The organism is Sandaracinobacteroides sp. A072 (assembly GCF_052616365.1).
On record NZ_JBQXGU010000003.1, the window covers coordinates 180,086 to 198,450 of the forward strand.

Sequence of the window (18,365 nt, forward strand, 5' to 3'; positions counted from 1 at the left end):
CACTTGTTGGGCATAGGCTTGCCAGCTCAGGGGTTCCACAGATAAGCCCCTGCCATGCACGGTAGTGAGGGAGCGATGGTGCCGAATTCGGATGAGCATCAAGGCCAGACCCGTCGAGAGCAGGGCAAGGCCTCCCGCAAGCAGCACATCATCCGGACAGCCAGACAAATGCTTGAAGAAACGGGCGAGGACGGCTTCTCGATGCGGGTGCTTGCAAAGCGTGCAGGTTGCAGCCCGACAACGCCCTACAATCTCTTCGGCACAAAGACCGGCGTCCTGCTTGAGGTTTACAACGCCGACCTGGAAATGTTCCTGAAGAAATTCGATTCAGTGGAGTCTGAAAACAGGGTTTCGAGAGTATTTGACTTCATCGACATGGTTTGCGCGCTTTATTCCCGGGAGCCCGGTTTCTACAGAACAATGATGCAGCTCATTTCAGCCCCGACGCCTACGGAGCTGCGAAAAGGGCTTATCGAGCCGCGAACAGAGATCTACCATAAGCTGGTATCCGGAATGGCGGCGCAAGGAGCACTGAAGAAATCCGTCAACCTGCACCTTCTGGCGCGAACCATGGCTCACATCATGACGAGCGGAATCCTAGGCTGGTCAAGCGGCGATATCAGTATCGATGAATTGCGCCACGAACTCTTCGGAGGATTTGCGCTGCTTCTTCACACCTGCTGCCTATCAAGCTACAGTTCTTACCTCTCTGAACGATTCGCAGCAACGATATCGCCTCATTAGCAAGACATTATTAGCAAGACATTGGGTGAACCTAAAGCTGGATCCGACAGACATGCGATCCAACACATGATACAGAATCTGCAGATCTGGCTTCATCGCCAGGGCTGAACCATGATCTTCACGTCGTTACCCGGGGATTCAAGCCGGGCGAAGGCGGCAGCTGTTTCTGCCAGCCCCACTTCACCGGTGAGGAAGATGTCAGGATCGATCACGCCCTCCCCAAGTGCCTGCAATGTCTCCGCAAACTCGTCCGGCGTGTAGGCGAAGACAAATGTGAAGCGAAGCTGCTTGTTGATGGCTATAACGGGCAGGATGCGGTCATCTTCCTGGCAGGCGCCGACCACGACCACATGCGCCGTCGGCGGGGCATTCTCGATCAGGTTCTGGAGCATGCCGGGAACGCCGACGCACTCGAATATCAGCGCGTCCCTGAGCGAGCGGCCTGAAAGTTGCGCCAGGCTGAATTCCGCCAGTGTCGCTGGCACGTCAAGCGAAGACCAGTTCGCATGCGGGGAGGAAACCGCCGGATCCACCACGATGTCAGCGCCCAGTTTCTCCGCACGGGCCCTTCGCGCCGGCGAAAAATCCGCTGCGATGATCGGTCCGACTCCGCGACGCCTGAGCGCCACGATCACTGCCAGCCCGATCGGCCCGCACCCGACGACAAGTGCAACCGAATTCCTGTCGGGGTTTGCCACGGCGACAGCGTGTGTACCGACCGATAGCGGCTCGGTCAGGGCTGCTGCTTCTGCCTTCAGGCCATTCGGAACAGGCAGCAGCAAGGCCTCGGTCAGAACCAGCCTTTCAGCGAACGCCCCGCGATAGCGTGTGGAAAAGCCGATCAGTTCCGGACCGATGGGCCCGAAGTTGAAAGGGGTCGAGACAACCCTGGTTCCCGCCCGAAGCCGCCTGTCCGTGCCGGGGCCATGATCCAGGATCTCAGCGCAGAATTCATGTCCCAGCACGAGGTCCATGGATGGATCGATGGTGTCCGCAGCGCCGGAGCGCAGGCTCATTTCCACGCCATGCTCGAGATGATGCACGGCGTGAAGGTCTGATCCACAAATTCCGCAGGCAAGGGTCTTCGCCACCACCTGCCCCTCGCCGGGCACCGCATCCGGGACATCCGCCAGCATCAGCGTCGGTCCCCGCCGTACGACTGCACGCATCGCCTCAGACCCCCGCCGGCAGTTCGGACGGACGAGGTTGCCCGATCCAGTTGGGATGCTCCGCCTTCAGGGCCTGCACGGTCTTGTCCCAGAAGACCTTCGTCTTGCCCAGGAAACGGATGTCGAACCTGTCGGATGTCCGGAACTCGAGCACCTCCACCCCATTGGGCCCGGGCTTGTAGCTGTATGGAACGTCGCTTCCTACAAAGAAGCCGTCACCCGGCCCCAGTTCCTCGGTTCCCATCCGCAGGCTGCCGGCAATGATGTAATAAAGGCAGTCCGCGTTGTGAGTGTGGAGCGGCAGGGGGAATCCGCTCTTGAACCATGCATAGGTAAGGCTCATGCCGGGCATCGAAAAAAGCAGCCTCACCTCCTGCCCGTCACTGTCCCCGGCCTCGCCGGCGCGCGCGATCCCATTCTCGATGATGTCGGTAAGCCCCACCATCTCTATGCATTCGGTCTCGGAATAGGCGGGTGCGTCGGCACGACGAAAGATGCTGAAGCGGGGTGTGTTTTCAGTCCTGGTTTCCATGAGAACCTCCTCAGGCAGATGCAGCGGCCGCCATGCGATCCCGAAGATCTGGCTGGCCGGTATGGGCGGTGAGGCCGCCGTCGACCGGAATAGCGGCGCCAGTGATGGCGCTCGCGTCATCCGAAGCGAGAAAGGCGGCAACGGCCGCAATCTCGTCCGGCGTGGCAAAGCGCCTGGACGGTACTACGGCCTCCCACTCGGCGCGAAGGCCGGGAATTGCGTCCACGCCCGTCGTCAGGATCGGGGTATCGACAGGGCCGGGACAGATGCTGTTGGCGCGAATTCCATCCCGTGCGTGATCGATCGCGAGGCTGCGCGTGTAGTTGATGACACCTGCCTTCGCTGCATTATAGGCTGTAAAGCCATAGTCGGCGGCGAGGCCCGAGGCTGAAGCCGTGTTGACTATGGCTCCGCCTCCGCGGCTGCGCATGTGCGGAATGACAGCGCGGCAGCCGAAAAATACCGCGTCGAGGTTGACAGCAAGACAGCGCCGCCACTGCTCGACAGGCAGGTCCGGTGTCAGGCCGAAATTGCCGATCCCGGCATTGTTGTAGAGGATGTCGATGGCGCCGAACTGCTCGACAGTAGCATCGGCGAGCGCCGCGAGCGCCTCGGCATCGGCCACATCGACAGTGCGAAAGGTGGCCCGGTCGCCAAGGTTCGCGGCCAGCGCCGCACCTTTGGCACCATCGATATCGGCAATCATGACCGACCCACCTTCCCGGTGCACACGCCTCGCGAAGGCTGCCCCTATACCCGAAGCGCCACCTGTCACGATGGCAACCCTGCCTTGAAACCGCATTTCAGTTCTCCCCACCCCTCGTTGATCAGTAACGCCAGCCCAGGCTTATACCGTAGGTGGCCGGCTTCCCGGCCATGCGCCAGACACTGTCGGCCTGGAACGTCGTGTGCCAGTAATAGCTGTTGAAGATGTTGCGCCCCCACAGTTGCAGGCGGAGTTTCCGGTCGGCACTTTCGATGCCGGCACGAAGGTCGACAAGGGTGCGCGCATTGATTGACAGTATGTCCGGGTCGCCGAAGGTGGAACTGGAAGTGCTGTTCACATTGACGCTTGCCCCGACAGTGGCATCCCATTCACCGTTCAGGGACCAGCGATAATCGACATCGGCCATGCCCTGCCATTCAGGCGTGAAAGGCATCGGGGACCCTGACCAGTCCGCGTCGATCCCGACGCCATTGTAGCCCGAGAATGTATCGATCTCTGCCTTGAGCCAGGTGCCGGCGATGTTCGCTGTCAGGCCATTGCCCGGGTTGATCGACACACTCGCCTCTGCCCCCAGAACATGGGATTCCGGAACATTCACAAGGCGTTCAAGCAAGCCGAAGATCGGATCGAGAATGCGGCCCCTGACCTGCTTGTCATTGTAGTCATAGTAAAAAACCGACGCATTCAACTGCACCGCGCGATCTGCCAGGGGCAATTTCACACCCGCTTCATAAGCCAGAAGCGATTCCTGCGTGGCAGCCTCGAATCCGACAAAGGACGAAGCCGGAACTGTAGGAAAACCACCCGCCTTCCAGCCCTGGGAGATGTTGGCGTAGATGATCGCACGGTTCGGGAACGTGTAGGTCAAGCCGCCGCGCCAAGAAACATTGTCCTGCGAGAGACGGTCTTCGATGAGCGATGGCTGAAACTCGGGGCTGAAGGTCAGGCAACTTCCGGGCCCGATTGCATTGATGGGCGGCGCTCCGGTGAAGAGCGTCGTCAATATGTTGAAGCTCAGATGCGTGGTGCCATCGGCGTCATACCCGCACCCTTCGAATTCACGGATGTTGCGGGTGTAACGGATCCCGGCCTGCGCGGTAAGCTGCTCGCTCAGGTCATATTCCAGGTTTGCATATCCGGCATAGGTTCCGATCCGCTGGTCAGTGTAAACACCGGAACGGCTGAGGATCGGCAGACCCGGAATGATGACATTGCTGCTGAGATCATATGTGTCGAGGATCTGCTGCTCATAGGCCGCCTCGCGCCCGTAGTTGGCGCCGACGATCCAGCGTGCCGGCCCCGAATCACCAACCAGGCGCAGTTCCTGATAGAAACTGCGGATTGTCCCGGGCGTATTGCTGTCAAGTTGCCGATACTGCGTCGCGTCCATGTCCTGGGTCGCGTCGGTGGTGAAACGCAGCCAGGAAGAAATGGAGGTCAGCTTGATGTCCGCGTTCAAGGCATAATCCACACGGACGGACGCCTGATAGAAATCGTCATCGCGTCGCATGGGCAGGCTGTCGGTCCAGTTTGACGCCCGAGCATCCTCGGGCGCCAATGGCACCGCCAGAACATAGGGATATGCACCGGCAGGGTTATAGGATGTGTGCCCCAGCAGTTGCGGCGCCTGCACGTCCGAGCGGTCGCGCCAGCCATTGACGTTTGCTGTCACGACAAGCCCGTCCACGGGCTCCCAGACAGCAATTGCCCGACCTGTGAAACGGCGTGAGGCGCCAAGGCTGTCGTCGCGCAGATAATTGCGTTGCCAGACACCGCCCTGCTCGGTTTTCGCAGCAACCCTGATACCCAGCGTGCCCGTGACAGGCGCGCTGACAAATCCGGCTATGTCATAGGCGCCGAAACGGCCGAGGGTGGCATCGATGCCTGCCTCGCGCATGTCGGACGGCTTGGCCGAAATATAATTGATGGCGCCGCCTGTCGCATTCTGGCCGTAGAGCGTGCCTTGTGGCCCCTTGAGCACTTCGACACGCGAAATGTCCAAGCTTGCGCCGGCTGTCAGGATGGCAAAAGGCAGCGGCACTTCATCCACATAGACACTGACCGCTGGCGAAGCGGAAAGGGTCGAATCGTAAAAGCCGACACCTCTGAGCGAGTAGACCGGTGTGGAAACCTGGCTCTGCGTAAAGGTCAGGCCCGGCACCATGCGGACGAGGTCGGCGGTGGAATTGATGCCGCGCGCAATGAGATCATCCCCGCCGATCGCGGTAATGGACATCGGGACGGAGTTCACGGACTGCGCGCGCCTCTGGGCGGTCACGATGATATCTGCCGAGACACCGGAGGCTTCCGCCGTGTCCGCCGGGGTGGTGGCAGTGCTGCCGTCGACCCCAACCGACTCCTGCGCGTACGCCGGGGCCGAAAGAGCCACCAGAGCCGCGCCGACGCACAGATATGCCTTCGAAACTGACACTTGCATCGATTTTTCCTCCCCATGGCCAAACTCCCCTTTGGCCTATTCCGAATGGGGATAAGGATGCGCAGAATTCTAGTCAAGAAAGACTAATCAGGTTTGACCACAGCCTCTCTCTTCCGCCAGTGTTGCCAGCCGCTGGCAGTAACGACGGTGGCTTTCCTTCATCTCGGCAATGGCCTGCTCGATCATGGGGCGCTCGAACCCGAGCCGGCTTTCTATGATCAGGCCGCGCGCGCTCGCCACCAGAAGCCAGCCTCGGGCAATCATCACCTCGGGGTCTGGAATCCCGGCATTCCTTGCAAGCGCAACCAGTTCGATTGCCACCTGTGCCTCGGCTTCCCGGATGATCGGCATGATCGCCAGTGCCAGTGCCTTGTCCCAGCGTGTCGCCTGCAGGATCTCCGTCAGCGCCAGACCTTCCTTCATGGCGTGGGTTTCCCAGACGATCTGGCCATATTCGCAGAGCCTCTGGAACGGATCCTCGATCCGGGACGCCAGTTCGCGCGCCTTGCGGACAACGGCTGCCATCGCGACCTTCGCTGTTTCGACGGACAGTTCGGTGCGATTGGGAAACTGGTGCAGAACAGACCCCCGGCTGATCCCGGCCTCGGCCATCACATCCTCGATTGTCATGGTCGCGAAACCCGACCTGACAATGCATGTGATGGTCGCATCCAGGATGCGGGCGCGCGTATCGGCTCCGCGTGGCGTCAGGCGACGCTCTCGTGACGCTGTGCGGGTTGAGCTGGGAGGCATGAAATACCTATGACTGGCTCAGCCGCATGTGCCAACCATCCAATAAACATGCACGCGCCATCTGAATTCTGCCTCCAGGGAATTCTCGCCAAGGACCGAGGCTGCGTGTTCGACCCAAGCCAGGGCGACGCCATCCGGACCCTATGTCGGACTCTCAATGGCACTGCTCTCGCAGCTGATGACTGGAACTGCCGCTCATACCTGACCTGCCCGATCTGCGCCTGCACGCGCTTAAACAGCGCGCAGTCGACGATGGCTGCAGACTGACCGGCGTACGCGGTCGTTGCCAACTCCTGGAGTCGCTGGATGAAGGCGCTGCGGCGATCGGGGTCGACCCAGATGGCGCGTCACGCTTCTTCAACTGCATCAGGCACTTTTGAACCATCGCAACCCGCTACGACAAGTGCCCCTAAAGCCATTTCGCTGCCGTTCGACCGGGAGCGGGGCATTCCGGGTTTTCGGGAAACAGCAGAAGGGCCATCAGGAGTGTCATCGGATGACCGCCGAGTACGGAGAATTTGTCCAGACAAAACGGCTGTGATATGCAGACGCTTGAGCCGCGGGACTGGCTAGCGGTGAGAAAGTTCAGGCGAACTATCGAGGCATAGTGACGACAGTAATGGGATATGGCGTTGCCGGCCAACTCAGAAAGGTGCCGGATCTGCATCTGAAGATCACCTTCCTGCTGCTCGTCCCGCTGTGCATGGCTCTGATCCTGGGTTGGAACGGCGTGGGGATGCTCAAACCGTGGCCGGCGCGCAGCGTCGGGCTGCTCTACTGGACCCTGATGACCCCGGGAATCTGGCTTTTCACCTATGCGATACAGGTGGCAGGGCGCAGGATCATCGACGCGCCAGTGACCGGGCGGCGCTTCGTGCTGCTGAGCGTGGCGAGCGCTGTGATCTCGCTGAACCTATATCGTCCGATCAACAGCTATTTCGCGTTCGCTTTCGCGCGGCTTTTCGACCTTTCCATAGAACGGGTCGCGCCGCCATTCCCGACCGGGCTGGGCAATTTCATCGACTGGCAACTGGCGTACCTCGCCTTCGTTGCCTTGTGGGTGTTGGCGACCCTGGTGGCGGATCGGCTGAGCAGCGACCGTTTCCTGTCGGGCGAACGCGCAGTTGAAATGCAGGCTGGCGGATCGCGCGCGGCTACATCGCTGCGTAAATATCTGGACGGGCTCCAAGAGGGCGCTCTGATCTCGGCGTCGGCCGAGGACCATTATGTCCGCGTCCATTCGCTGAATGGCAACGCGCGCTTCCATGGCCGCTTCGCGCAGGCGCTTGAGTTGCTGGAACGTTGCGACGGGATGCGGGTTCATCGCTCGCACTGGGCGGCGCGCAGCCACATACGCGGCCTCGAAGGCGGATCGGGCCGGTCGTCGCTGCATCTCAGCGACGGGCGCCGCCTTCCAGTGAGCGCCGCCTATCGCGACGCAGTGCTTCTCGCTGTGGCGAGCACCGAAACGGCCGCGCAGAAATAGCCAAACGGGCCTTCGAAATTCGCGAAAAACAGCTTCGCGAATTTCTAACTCACGAAAATCCGCCGGTTTTACGTGCAAGCCCGGAATAACCTTGCAAGCCTGCTGACACGACATTGTCAGATTTACCTGTCGCCAGAAGGATCATGGACGTGGCCACGTATGAGCTAGACACTGCACCGCAGGTGGAAGGATCGGCAATCGGCCGGCGATCGCTTTTGCAGAGCGGCGCGGCGCTGCTGGCAACAGGGCTGATCAGCACGGGCGCTCAGGCCAAGGGCGGGAAAAAGCGCCATGACGTGATCGTCATCGGCGCGGGGCTTTCGGGCCTCCATGCAGCATTGATGCTGGAAGAACAGGGCGCTGACGTGCTCGTGCTGGAAGGCCGCAAGCGCGTGGGCGGTCGCGTTTATACGCTGATGGACGTGCCGGGCCGCCCCGAGGCCGCAGGCGAGCTGATCGGCAGCAATTATGCACGCATGATCGATCGCGCCCAGTCGCTGGGCATGAAGCTGATCCCGGCGCGGGGCAGCAACATGAAGCGCGAGTGGCTGTTCAACATCCGTGGCGAGACGATCCGTGAGGCGGAATGGGCCGACCACCGGCTCAACCCGCTCCAGGGCGACGATCGCCGCATCCTGCCCAACGTGATGCTGCCGGTGCTTTCCAACCGCAACAATCCGCTGGCCGACCAGCCGCTCGATGCGTGGCTGAGACCGGAAATGGCGAAGTACGACATTCCGCATTCGGACTATCTGCGCCAGCGCGGCTTATCGGACGAGGCGATCCGGCTCATGGACGTGGTAATCCACACCGGGCGGATCGATACGACTTCGGCGCTGCACGAACTGCGCCGATACAATGTCGGCAGCTTCAACTCCAACTTGTCGGCACAGCGCAAAGAGCCCGAAGCCTACATGATCGAGGGCGGAAATTCGCGTCTGCCGGCGCGGATGGCAGAGGCGCTGCAAAAACCGGTGGAACACGGCAAGACCGTGGTCTCCGTCTCGCAGCGCGAAGGCTATGCGATCGTCGGCTGTGCCGACGGCAGCCGCCATGAAGCGAAACGCGTGATCTGTTCGGCGCCGCTGCGGGTGTTGCGCGACATGCTGTTCGATCCCCCCATCAAGGGCGAGCTCTGGCGCGCAATCAACGAGGTTGATTACGGCCTCTCGCTCCAGGTCTTCTTCAAATATCTGCGCCCGTGGTGGCCGCATGCGGACAGCCCGCGGTCGATCTGGACCGACACGCCGATCGAGCGCTTCGCTTCGCTCGAATGGGGTGTCGAGGGCGGCCAGATGCCGCAAGTCGGCATCGCCTTCATCAATGGCGAGCAGGCGCTGAAGTTCAGCTTCATGGACGATCGCCAGGTCTATGACTGGACGATGAAGACGCTGGCCGAAGTGCTGCCGGCGACGGAAGGTGCGCTGGAGCCGATCACCATCCAGGCCTGCCACCGCGATCCGCATGGGTCGGGCGACTGGGTCTATTGGCAGCCCGGCCAGGTAATCCGCTTCGCGCCGTTGATGCGCGACAGCCACGGACTCACCCATTTCTGCGGCGAGCATACCGCTGTGCTCGAGCGCGGCATGGAAGGTGCGTTCGAATCCGGCGAGCGCGTGGCGCTCGAAGTTCTGGACGTCCTGTGATGCTGGCACGCGGTCTTCTGGCTCTGCTGGCGGCAGCACTGGTCCCGGCTGCTTCGACGGCTGGCCCCGAAGGGCTGACCGACGATCGCAACGCGCGCGACCTGACGCTCGCCACCGAATGGTTCGAAGGCGAATTCAACAACGACCTTCAGGTCTGGTTCGAAACCGATCCGCGCTCGAAGATTCCCGCGCAAGCTCGCCGCGGGCGCGTCCACCGCATCCATAGCCGGCTTCCCGAGGGCGTGTTGGGGGGCAGCGCATTCCTCGTCCGGGAATATCCCGACGATGATCGGGCGCAGCCTCCTACGGCATATGTCGTCCTCTTCGAATCGATGAAGCCGGCCGAAGGGATCGCAGTCCGCCATTTCCGGCTGAACGGCGCGGCGGATCCGGCGGTTATCCGGGCGACCATGCTTGCGCCGGAACCGGCCTGCGATATCGTTTTGTACAACCGCGGCGCGCAGCTGGAGGGCACCGCGCCCGGGGCATGCGGAACGGCGACCGGCGTGCAGGCCGACAAGCAGATGTGGCTGGGGCCGGAGACCTATCTGCGCGAGCGAACCACCGGCAAGGCCGAGCTGACGCCGACGGCCTTCTACAAGGCGCGGACCTTTACCTGCACGGCAAACATGTTTGCCGACAGCTATCTGCGCCCCTCGAAAGCGGACAAGGCCTACGTCTTCGAGAACCGGCACGATCTAGGCGACGTGATGGATCTGGATAGCCCGCGCGACGGCAAGCGCTACCAGCTCCAGCTCCGTCGCCAGCGTTATCCCTATTATCAGCGAGACGGTGAATTCCTGCTGCTGCGTCTGCGCGAAGCGGGCGCTGCAAGCTCTGTCGCGCTCGTCACCAGCGACACCGACAACAACAGCATCAGCCTGAATCTCGGCTGGGCAATGATCAACTGCAATTCAAGACCAGCCTGAACGGGCGGAGAGATTCAATAACGAAAACAAAAGACAGGGAACGGGATTATATGCGAACCAGATTCATGCTTTTGACCGCCGCCAACGCGCTGATATTCAGCGCTGCTCCGGCATATGCCCAGAATTCGGAATCGTCTGCGTCGCCTGCTGCGGAAAATAGCGGCTTCGCGCTTGGCGAGATCGTCGTTACTGCCCGCAAGCGTTCGGAATCACTGCAGGATATCCCGCTGACGATCACAGCAGTCGATTCGAAGAAGATCGAGGAAGCCGGCATTGCCAATGTCGAGCAACTCACCCAGTTCACGCCGGGCTGGCACTTCGAGAATGCCGGTTCGCGCCAGGGCAGCGCTGCGCGTATCCGCGGCCTCGACATCAACACCAACAATCCGACGCGCCAGAACGCATCGTTCTTCGTCGACGGAATCTATTTCCCGGGCACGATCCAGTCGCTGGACTTCAACGACATCGCGCAGGTTGAAGTGATCAAGGGGCCGCAGAGCGCCTTCTTCGGGCGCCAGACCTTCGGCGGTGCGATCAACTTCACGACCAAGGATCCTGGCAACCAGATCGAAACGCGCATCACCGCGACGGCGGCAACGATGGGCTATTACGACGTGTCGGGCAGCATCTCGGTGCCGCTGATCGAGGACAGGCTCTTCTTCCGCGGCTCGGCACGCTATTACAGCAACGAGGGTCCGTTCACGAACAGCGTCACCGGCGGTAAGCTTGGTGCGCAGGAGAGCCGGAACTTCAACGCATCGCTGATCGCACGTCCGACCGACACCCTGGAGCTGAAGCTCCGCTACATCAACATCAAGGACGATGACGGCTCCATCGCTTCGGCGCAAATCGGCTCGAACATGCTGAACTGTGGTCCGTTCGGCACCGGCACACGTAAATTCTATTGTGGCGAGTTGCCTGTCATCAAGGCGTTCGCACTCAATACCGTCGTCGCGCCGAACCGCTGGAACGTCGAGGAATTCGGCTTCAATCGTGACGCCGACCTGTTCAGCGCGCAGGGAAGCTGGGACTTCGGGGGCGGCTACACGCTTACCGGCTCCTATGCGCACTACAAGGACAACAACGTCGATACAATCGACGCCGACCTGACCGCGCAGCCGCTCTACGGCCTCGCCACATTCCAGAACTTCCGCGACAATTCGTTTGAAGTTCGCCTGTCCTCGCCCGACGATCAGCGCCTGCGCTGGCTGGTCGGCGCCTATTATTATGACGGCCATTTCTCGCAGAACGCCATCTATTCCTTCGGCCCCGATTTCTCGACGACCCCGGCTTCGCAGATCCCGGATGTCGCGCGAGCGAAGAACCTTGCAATCTTCGGCTCGGCAACGTTCAGGATTCTTGAAAACCTGTCGATGAGCGGCGAACTGCGCTGGCAGAAAGACGAGGTCAGCAACGAAGGTGGCCAGGGCGCGGCGCGGCGTACCCTTTCGGGCGAGAACAAGGTGGTTCTGCCCCGCGTCATCCTCGACTGGAAGCCGACCGAGGACATCATGGCCTATGCCTTGTTCAGCCAGGGCAACAAGCCGCAGCAGTTCAACGCAAACATCGCCGGCCTGACCGCAACACAGCTTGCGTTCATTGCCGATGAATATGGCGTCGGCATCGCGCTGGAGGAAGAGAAGCTGAACAACTATGAGTTCGGCCTCAAGACCAGCTGGCTCGACAATCGCCTGACCGCCAATTTCGCCGTCTATCAGATGAACTGGCAGGATCAGGTGTCGCGCGTGCAGGTGTTCCGTTCGCCTGAGGATGCAGCGGGCCAGATCGGCCAGCTTGATGTGGCGGCGAACAGCGGTTCCTCGCGTATCCGCGGCGTTGAGCTGGAATCGAGCTTCGCGGTCACTCCGCAGCTCAGCCTCGAAGGCAGCTTCGCGTTCACCGATGCGAAGTACACCGAGTTCAACTCGGTCTATATCGAACAGGTCACCGGCAATGCAGACGCGACCGGCAAGCAGGGCCCGCGCTTCCCGAAGGTCCAGGCATCGTTCGGCGCATCGCACACCGCTCCGCTGACCGACGACTGGAACGTCACGACGCGCGCTGACCTGACCTACATGGGCAAGCGCTACACCGACGAGAGCAACCTTGCCTGGATGGGTGACTATGCGCTGGTCAATGCCCGCGTCTCTGCGCACAGCGAAAAGATCCGCGTGAGCCTGTTCGTCGAGAACCTGTTCAACAAACAGGGCTTCGCGTCGGCACAGCGTTACCGCGATCTGACCGCTGGCGGAACGCCGTTCGCGTTCGCCTATACGCTACTCACGCCGCGCCGCGTAGGCATCACCACCTCCGTCAACTTCTGACCATCGAATGCGCCGGGCCTTCCGGCCCGGCGCAGACCAAAGGACAGTGCATATGCGAAAGACCCTCGCGCTCCTGACCCTGCCCGCCTTCTTCGCGGCGCAGCCTGCATCTGCGCAGGTTTCCGCCGATCCCGGCCAGCGCGCCTGGCTGCAATGCCGCGCCTGCCACACGCTGAAGAAGGGCGAGCCCAATAAGGTCGGCCCCAATCTGTACGGGCTGTTCGGCGCGAAGGCAGGCACGCTTCAAAAGCAATTCCGCTATTCGGATGCGCTGAAGGCATCGGGTCTCACCTGGAACGACAAGACGCTCGACGCATGGATTGCGAGCCCCGGCAAGACAGTGAAGGGCAATCGCATGGCCTATGCGGGTATGGCGCGCCCCGAGCAGCGTGCTGCTCTGATCGCCTATCTGCGCGCCGAAACCAGCAAATGAATACGGCAAGCGTCTCGCGCAGGACTGCTCTGAAGCTGGCGGCTGGCACTGCCGCTGCCGTGCCGCTTCTGCGCACGGCGGGTGCGAGCGCAAAGGTGGACGAACGCGCCGACGTCATCGTGCTGGGCGCCGGGCTTGCCGGCCTCAACGCCGCGCTGCTGCTGGAAGAGCAGGGCTACAAGGTGCTGGTGGTAGAAGGCCGAGACCGTGTTGGCGGGCGGCTCTACACCATGGACGACGTGCCTGGCCGCCCCGAGGCCGGCGGCAGCGGCGTTGGCACCGGTTATGCACGGCTTTTCGATCGCTGCAAGCAGCTGAATGTCGCCTTTGAAGAGCATCGGCCGCGCACCGAAGGCACCGCCGCAAATACTGCGATCCACGTCGACGGCAAGACGATCCTTGCCAGGGACTGGCCCTCCTCGCCGCATAATCCCTTTGCCGGCGATACGCGCAAACTGCCGCCCTGGCTGGCCGGCCCCTTGTCGCTTTTGCCCTTCAATCCGCTTCCAGATGCCACAAGCTGGCGCGATCCGGCGTTTGCGAAGCATGACCGCTCGGTTGCCGAAGTGCTCGCCGAGCAGGGCTGGACCCCGGCCCAGATCCGGCTCGCCTATGCCACCAACCCGAGCTACGGAAATTCTGGCCACGACCTCTCCGCGATGATGTGGTGGCATATCGCCCGCAACGCCGAAGTGATGGCCGGTGACGGCAAGGTCCATGCCAGCGTGGGCGGCAACCAGCGCATGCCGGAAGCCATGGCGCGTGCGGTCAAGGGCACTATCCACAAGAACCAGGCCGTGATCGGCATCCGCAGCGATGCGGATGGAATCGAGGCGGTGTGCGAGAATGGCAGCCTGTTCTGCGGGAAGGCGCTGGTCTGCACACTTCCGGCAACGGCGCTGCGCCTGATCCGCATCGATCCGGCCCTGCCGCCCAAGGTGCAGACCGCCGTCGACACCATCAGCTACAACCGTGTCTTTCAGGTGCATTTCGTACCGACGCGGCGCTTCTGGGAAGCTGACGGCCTGCCGCCGTCAATGTGGACTGATACGCTGGCCGGGCGCTTCATGGCGCTGAATTATGGCAGCGACCCTGCCGATGTGACGACCTTCCTCGCATTCGTGAACGGCTTTCAGGCGGACCGGCTGGACCGGATGCCGCCCGAGGCCGCAGCGGTGGCGGTGCTGGCCGAGGTCGAGCGTATCCGTCCATCGGCAAAGGGAGCGCTTCGCCCGATCAAGGTATGGAGCTGGCAGCGCGACCCGTTCGCAGGCGGGGCCTATGCCTGCTGGCAGCCGGGCCATATCGCCACTCAGGCACACGCCTTCGACGAACCCGTCGGCCGCCTGTTCTTCGCCGGTGAGCACACGGCCGCCGTCGCGCGCGGAATGGAGGGCGCAATGGAATCGGGCGAGCGCGCCGCATTGCAGATCATCGAGCGCTTCCAGGAGACACTATGACTATCGATTTCCCGCTCAATCGGCGCAACGCCCTGCTCGGACTGGGTGCAGCCGCAGCAGCCCTGCCCCTTGCCGGCGCTGCACAGGCGCGTGGAGGCCTGACAAGTCCCGCTGCCAAGGATCCGGCCTGCACCATGCGCCTGCTGGCGCGGCTGCAGGGCGATATCTCGGGCCGCACCGTCTATGCCTATTCATCCGGACAGGTCTTTGGCCTGCGTTCGGGGCCGGGGCTGGAGATCGAGGATTATGGCCGCCGCCTCTATGGCTATGAAGGTTGCAGCGTGCGCCGCTCTCAGGTGCTGCCAGACGGCCGGATCGAGACCCGCCAACGCTCCTGGCTGTTCTACAAGGATCTCGACCGCAACACCTTCCTCGACACATTCACCAACCCCTACAGCGGAAAGGTGCTGGACGTGCCGCTGTTCCGGGCGGGAATTACGGGCGAAGTGCTGGGGCCGAACGGGCTGGAGCTGAAGGCCAATTTCGGAATGAAATCGAGCGTATTCGGAAAGCCGGTCGAACTCGACATCGTCCGGATCGGTGATCGTGCGGTGGTAAAACGCCATGGCTTCACGCAGTGGACGCCGGCCGGCACGAATGTGCCGCGCACCGAATTCACCAATGACTGCTGGTCATGCTCGACCGCAGCGCTCGAAGATGCCGATACGCCGGCAATCAAGTCGACGCATTCATGGACCAGCCAGACCGAGTGGCAGACCTGGCTGGAGATGCCCAGGGACATCGAAGGCTCGCTGCTGTGGCGGGCCGAAGGCGGCAATGTCTATTCGATCCAGGAACTGCCGCAGGACTTCGTGCAACATTGCATGGCGCACGACCCGGCATTGCTGACCGCGTCGCTCGACTGACAAGGCCTGCGCTCCCGGGCTGCGACACCAGGAGGGCGGATACGTCTTTTCTCGTGCCGCAATGGCCGGCGATGGCGCCGCAGGCTCTGATGCCAGCGGCATTTGCCCTGTCTATCCCCTCGGCATGGAAGATCTGGCCGGAATAGAGCGCTTCATTGCCCATTGGCGCGAAACGTGCGGGTGTGAGCTTGCGAACACGCAGAGCTTCATCAACGGCCTGTGCACGCTGCTGGGGGTGGAGCCGCCCGCCGGCAGCCGCGCCGACGATGCGCACAATGATTATGTGTTCAAACGCCGCGTCTTCCAGGACAATGGCGACGGCACGCAAAGCTTCGGCCGGATCGATTGCTACAAGCGCAACTGCTTCATCCTTGAGGCGAAGCAAGGCAGCGAGGCTGACCGTGCGGCGGCCGACAAGGACGAGGACGATCTCGACATCTTCGGCCAGACCGCGGCCGCGCTTTCCGTGCTTGAGAAGGTAAGCGTTACCGCTCGCGCCAGAATTGGTCGCCAACAGTTGGCGAAATAGACCAGATTTTTGAATATAATTCATCCCGCATTCAGGGCCATTCAGCGCTGAAAATGCTCAAGCTGCTGATTTAAATAGAATTCGTCTGCTCGCTCGAACCTGGCACGCCCCCTGCATTGCAGGTGGCATCAACCAGGAAACAGGAGCGGACAATGACCAACGGCATCGAAAACAACCTTCGCAACATCTTCCTCGCCACACTCGCCAGCGCCGTCATGCTGGCCCTTGCGGCAGCCCCGGCACAGGCCGCCGGCGTTGAGGTGTAGGTGGCCTCCCACGAACTGCTCAGCGCCGAGGGCAGGGCGGCTGTCGAAGCCCGCGTGGGGCATGCGGCCCGCATGGTTTGCAGCAGCGGCACGGAGTGGAAGGATCTGAGGGCCCGCGCCAGCTATCGTGCCTGCGTCGCCTCGGCGATGGAAAGCGGCAAGACCCGCATCGCGGACCTGCGGGCCAGCAGCCAGATGGCGAGCCGCTGAGAGATTGGCGCCGGCCGGCAGGCACTGCCGGCACGGCCCTCAGCGGAAGGCCCCCTGCACGAAAACACTGCCAGGCGGCACGGCTTCTTCCCTCGGAAGCCGTGCCGTGCCGTATGGCGGAACCGGGCGTGCGCCAGTCGCCAGGGGCATGGGCATGGTCTATTTTCACACATGGTTCGCGAACAGGGCGGAAGCAGCGCCTTATCAGGGCCAGATCAGCCCGGTGAGGGCCTGCGGGGAGGGTGGCATGAGACTATGGCATGCAACAGTGGCAGCAGCGGCACTGGCATGGGGGCTGTCTGCACAGGCGGCATTTTCGCGAACGGGCGAGGACGGGACTGCCGGCCATGTGCTTCTGGAACCAGTCCGGAACGCAAGTGGCGAACCCCTCGTGCGCAACGAACCCGATGGAACAGGCTGGCCTGTCCTGAAGCCGGCGTCGTCCACACCTGTTACCGAAGCTGCCCGCAAGATACTGGCCACGGGCCTGTCCGCCCGCATTTCGGCACTCGACCAGGCGGCACGCAAGGCCGCACCAATTAAAGCGCACTGCCCTGCCCTTCCGGAAGCCGTCTTCATCCTGCTGTCCGACGAGGATGGCGGCTATGCGCGCCATGGATTCCATCTGCAGGGCCCAGATGGCCGGACGAGCCGGTGCAACGATCATTTCATCGACCTGACCGCCGATGAGGCCTCCATTGCCAGCGGTGAATTCGAGGAGGTGCTGGCGCATGAATGGGGACATGTGCTGCTTCGCAGGATGTGGGGGCCTGTTCCGCCTGCGCCATCGCGCAAATTCCACAGCACGAGGGCCATCACCGACCCCATGAGCGCCTTTGACGAGGGCCTGGGTATCGCCCTGCAGCCGCTTTCCGCCCGGATGACCGAAACGCCAGGCTATGCGGCGCGAACCCTGGGGATGCGGGCACCGCAACTGGCGGACATGTGGTTCAGCCGGCAGGAGGGCTGGCTGCGCCAGACATTCGTGCCGCAGAACATGTTCGCCTTCGAAAAGCGCGCGCCGGCTGTGGCCGACCCCCATGCGCGCTGGCTGGCCGATGAAGCCGCTTTCGACATCGACCCATGCCGTCTGAAATCAGGCAACCAGATGGTGGCATCCGAAGCTGTGGTCGCGTCCTTCTTGCACAAGCTGCTTGCCGCCGAGGCGGAACCGCTGGAGGCACGCCACGACAAGCTGCTGCGGACCCTGTCCGCCATGGGCGGCTGGCCGGCGGGGGAAGCCCCCGTCGTCGCGCTTGTGCGCACATGGGGCACAGTGCACCCGGCGGAGCGTGAAGCGGTGACACGCCTTTTCCTGCAGACCACCCATGGCGCAACCGCCTCCGCCAGCACGGCCGCCCTTGCCGCCCGGGCCAGTTGCGCTGGCGCCAGCGGGGACATCGGAGCCTTCATGGCCGCCCGGAAGGACGCGCAGGTCGCGCAGGATGGGCTGCTGGCCGCCATCCTGGAAGGGCGGCAGGGTCTTGGCGATGCGTTGAAACCGGGCATCTGGATCGCCAACGACCGGGTGCGGGTATCGGCAGCGCCATGGCAGAATGCGCGGACCCTGCCTGCCATCACTGATCTCAACAGCGCACGCGAGGCGGAGCTGGAGCTGCTGTTTCAGGGAACCGCCCTCGCCGGACTGGGCGGCGCCTTCATTGCTGAACGCCAGACAGGCGGCGCCTTCCCGGATCTGGCGCAGGCGGCCAGCCGGCTCGGCCTCGCCGCCCCGGCGCGGGAGGCCCTGCTGGAGCTGCAGTGGCAGTGGGAACAGCTGGGACCGGCCCGGCGAAAATAGGCCGGGGAATCCGGCAATTCCGCGAACTGGCCGGTTGACCTGCGCTTGTCGCG

General features: G+C 62.4%; 16 protein-coding genes. 11 read left to right on the forward strand and 5 right to left on the reverse strand.

All coding sequences use genetic code 11. The features are described 5' to 3' along the window. The first annotated feature begins 54 nt into the window (after window positions 1–54). Entirely contained in the window at window positions 55–744 is a 690-nt protein-coding gene (locus ACUJ46_RS09815) for a TetR/AcrR family transcriptional regulator (protein ID WP_445390302.1), read from the forward strand. Window positions 745–836: 92 nt separating this feature from the next. Here the strand turns inward: ACUJ46_RS09815 and ACUJ46_RS09820 are convergent, their stop codons facing one another. The 5 genes from ACUJ46_RS09820 to ACUJ46_RS09840 form a co-directional block, all read right to left on the reverse strand. After that, window positions 837–1,880, reverse strand: coding sequence for a zinc-binding dehydrogenase (locus ACUJ46_RS09820; RefSeq protein ID WP_445390303.1), 1,044 nt, complete (start codon window positions 1,878–1,880; stop codon window positions 837–839). Window positions 1,881–1,917: 37 nt separating this feature from the next. Next, on the reverse strand, window positions 1,918–2,445 hold the full coding sequence (locus ACUJ46_RS09825; RefSeq protein ID WP_445390304.1) for a cupin domain-containing protein: 528 nt from the start codon (window positions 2,443–2,445) through the stop codon (window positions 1,918–1,920). Between the two features lie 10 nt (window positions 2,446–2,455). Beyond that, window positions 2,456–3,247: an SDR family NAD(P)-dependent oxidoreductase gene (locus tag ACUJ46_RS09830; protein ID WP_445390305.1), complete on the reverse strand. Its 792-nt coding sequence runs from the start codon at window positions 3,245–3,247 to the stop codon at window positions 2,456–2,458. Between the two features lie 25 nt (window positions 3,248–3,272). Further along, the gene (locus ACUJ46_RS09835; protein WP_445390306.1) at window positions 3,273–5,561 is read right to left on the reverse strand and encodes a TonB-dependent receptor; all 2,289 of its coding nucleotides are present in this window, start codon (window positions 5,559–5,561) and stop codon (window positions 3,273–3,275) included. Between the two features lie 135 nt (window positions 5,562–5,696). Further along, entirely contained in the window at window positions 5,697–6,362 is a 666-nt protein-coding gene (locus tag ACUJ46_RS09840) for a TetR/AcrR family transcriptional regulator (protein WP_445390307.1), read from the reverse strand. A 619-nt stretch (window positions 6,363–6,981) separates the two neighbouring features. On the opposite strand from ACUJ46_RS09840, the gene ACUJ46_RS09845 reads away from it, so the two are divergent. The 10 genes from ACUJ46_RS09845 (at window position 6,982) to ACUJ46_RS09890 (ending at window position 18,312) form a co-directional block, all read left to right on the forward strand. After that, the gene (locus ACUJ46_RS09845; RefSeq protein ID WP_445390308.1) at window positions 6,982–7,848 is read left to right on the forward strand and encodes a LytTR family DNA-binding domain-containing protein; all 867 of its coding nucleotides are present in this window, start codon (window positions 6,982–6,984) and stop codon (window positions 7,846–7,848) included. A 143-nt stretch (window positions 7,849–7,991) separates the two neighbouring features. Next, window positions 7,992–9,494 carry a flavin monoamine oxidase family protein gene (locus tag ACUJ46_RS09850; RefSeq protein WP_445390309.1) on the forward strand — a complete coding sequence of 501 codons (1,503 nt, stop codon included), beginning with the start codon at window positions 7,992–7,994 and terminating at the stop codon, window positions 9,492–9,494. Further along, a complete protein-coding gene (locus ACUJ46_RS09855) occupies window positions 9,494–10,423 on the forward strand; it encodes a hypothetical protein (RefSeq protein ID WP_445390310.1) in 930 nt (309 codons plus the stop codon). The genes ACUJ46_RS09850 and ACUJ46_RS09855 overlap by 1 nt, the downstream gene beginning before the upstream one ends. Window positions 10,424–10,488: 65 nt before the next feature. Beyond that, complete coding sequence (locus ACUJ46_RS09860; protein ID WP_445390311.1) at window positions 10,489–12,747, forward strand: TonB-dependent receptor; 2,259 nt, start codon at window positions 10,489–10,491, stop codon at window positions 12,745–12,747. A gap of 7 nt (window positions 12,748–12,754) precedes the next feature. After that, window positions 12,755–13,180: a c-type cytochrome gene (locus ACUJ46_RS09865; protein WP_445390312.1), complete on the forward strand. Its 426-nt coding sequence runs from the start codon at window positions 12,755–12,757 to the stop codon at window positions 13,178–13,180. Continuing rightward, window positions 13,177–14,640, forward strand: a complete 1,464-nt coding sequence (locus ACUJ46_RS09870; protein ID WP_445390313.1) for a flavin monoamine oxidase family protein — start codon at window positions 13,177–13,179, stop codon at window positions 14,638–14,640. The genes ACUJ46_RS09865 and ACUJ46_RS09870 overlap by 4 nt, the downstream gene beginning before the upstream one ends. After that, window positions 14,637–15,506 carry a DUF1838 family protein gene (locus ACUJ46_RS09875; RefSeq protein WP_445390314.1) on the forward strand — a complete coding sequence of 290 codons (870 nt, stop codon included), beginning with the start codon at window positions 14,637–14,639 and terminating at the stop codon, window positions 15,504–15,506. Before ACUJ46_RS09870 ends, ACUJ46_RS09875 begins: the two co-directional genes overlap by 4 nt. Window positions 15,507–15,630: 124 nt before the next feature. After that, window positions 15,631–16,035, forward strand: coding sequence for a type IIL restriction-modification enzyme MmeI (locus tag ACUJ46_RS09880; protein ID WP_445390315.1), 405 nt, complete (start codon window positions 15,631–15,633; stop codon window positions 16,033–16,035). Window positions 16,036–16,301: 266 nt separating this feature from the next. Beyond that, window positions 16,302–16,511, forward strand: a complete 210-nt coding sequence (locus ACUJ46_RS09885; RefSeq protein WP_445390316.1) for a UrcA family protein — start codon at window positions 16,302–16,304, stop codon at window positions 16,509–16,511. Between the two features lie 247 nt (window positions 16,512–16,758). Beyond that, window positions 16,759–18,312, forward strand: coding sequence for a hypothetical protein (locus ACUJ46_RS09890; RefSeq protein WP_445390317.1), 1,554 nt, complete (start codon window positions 16,759–16,761; stop codon window positions 18,310–18,312). Window positions 18,313–18,365: the final 53 nt, after the last annotated feature.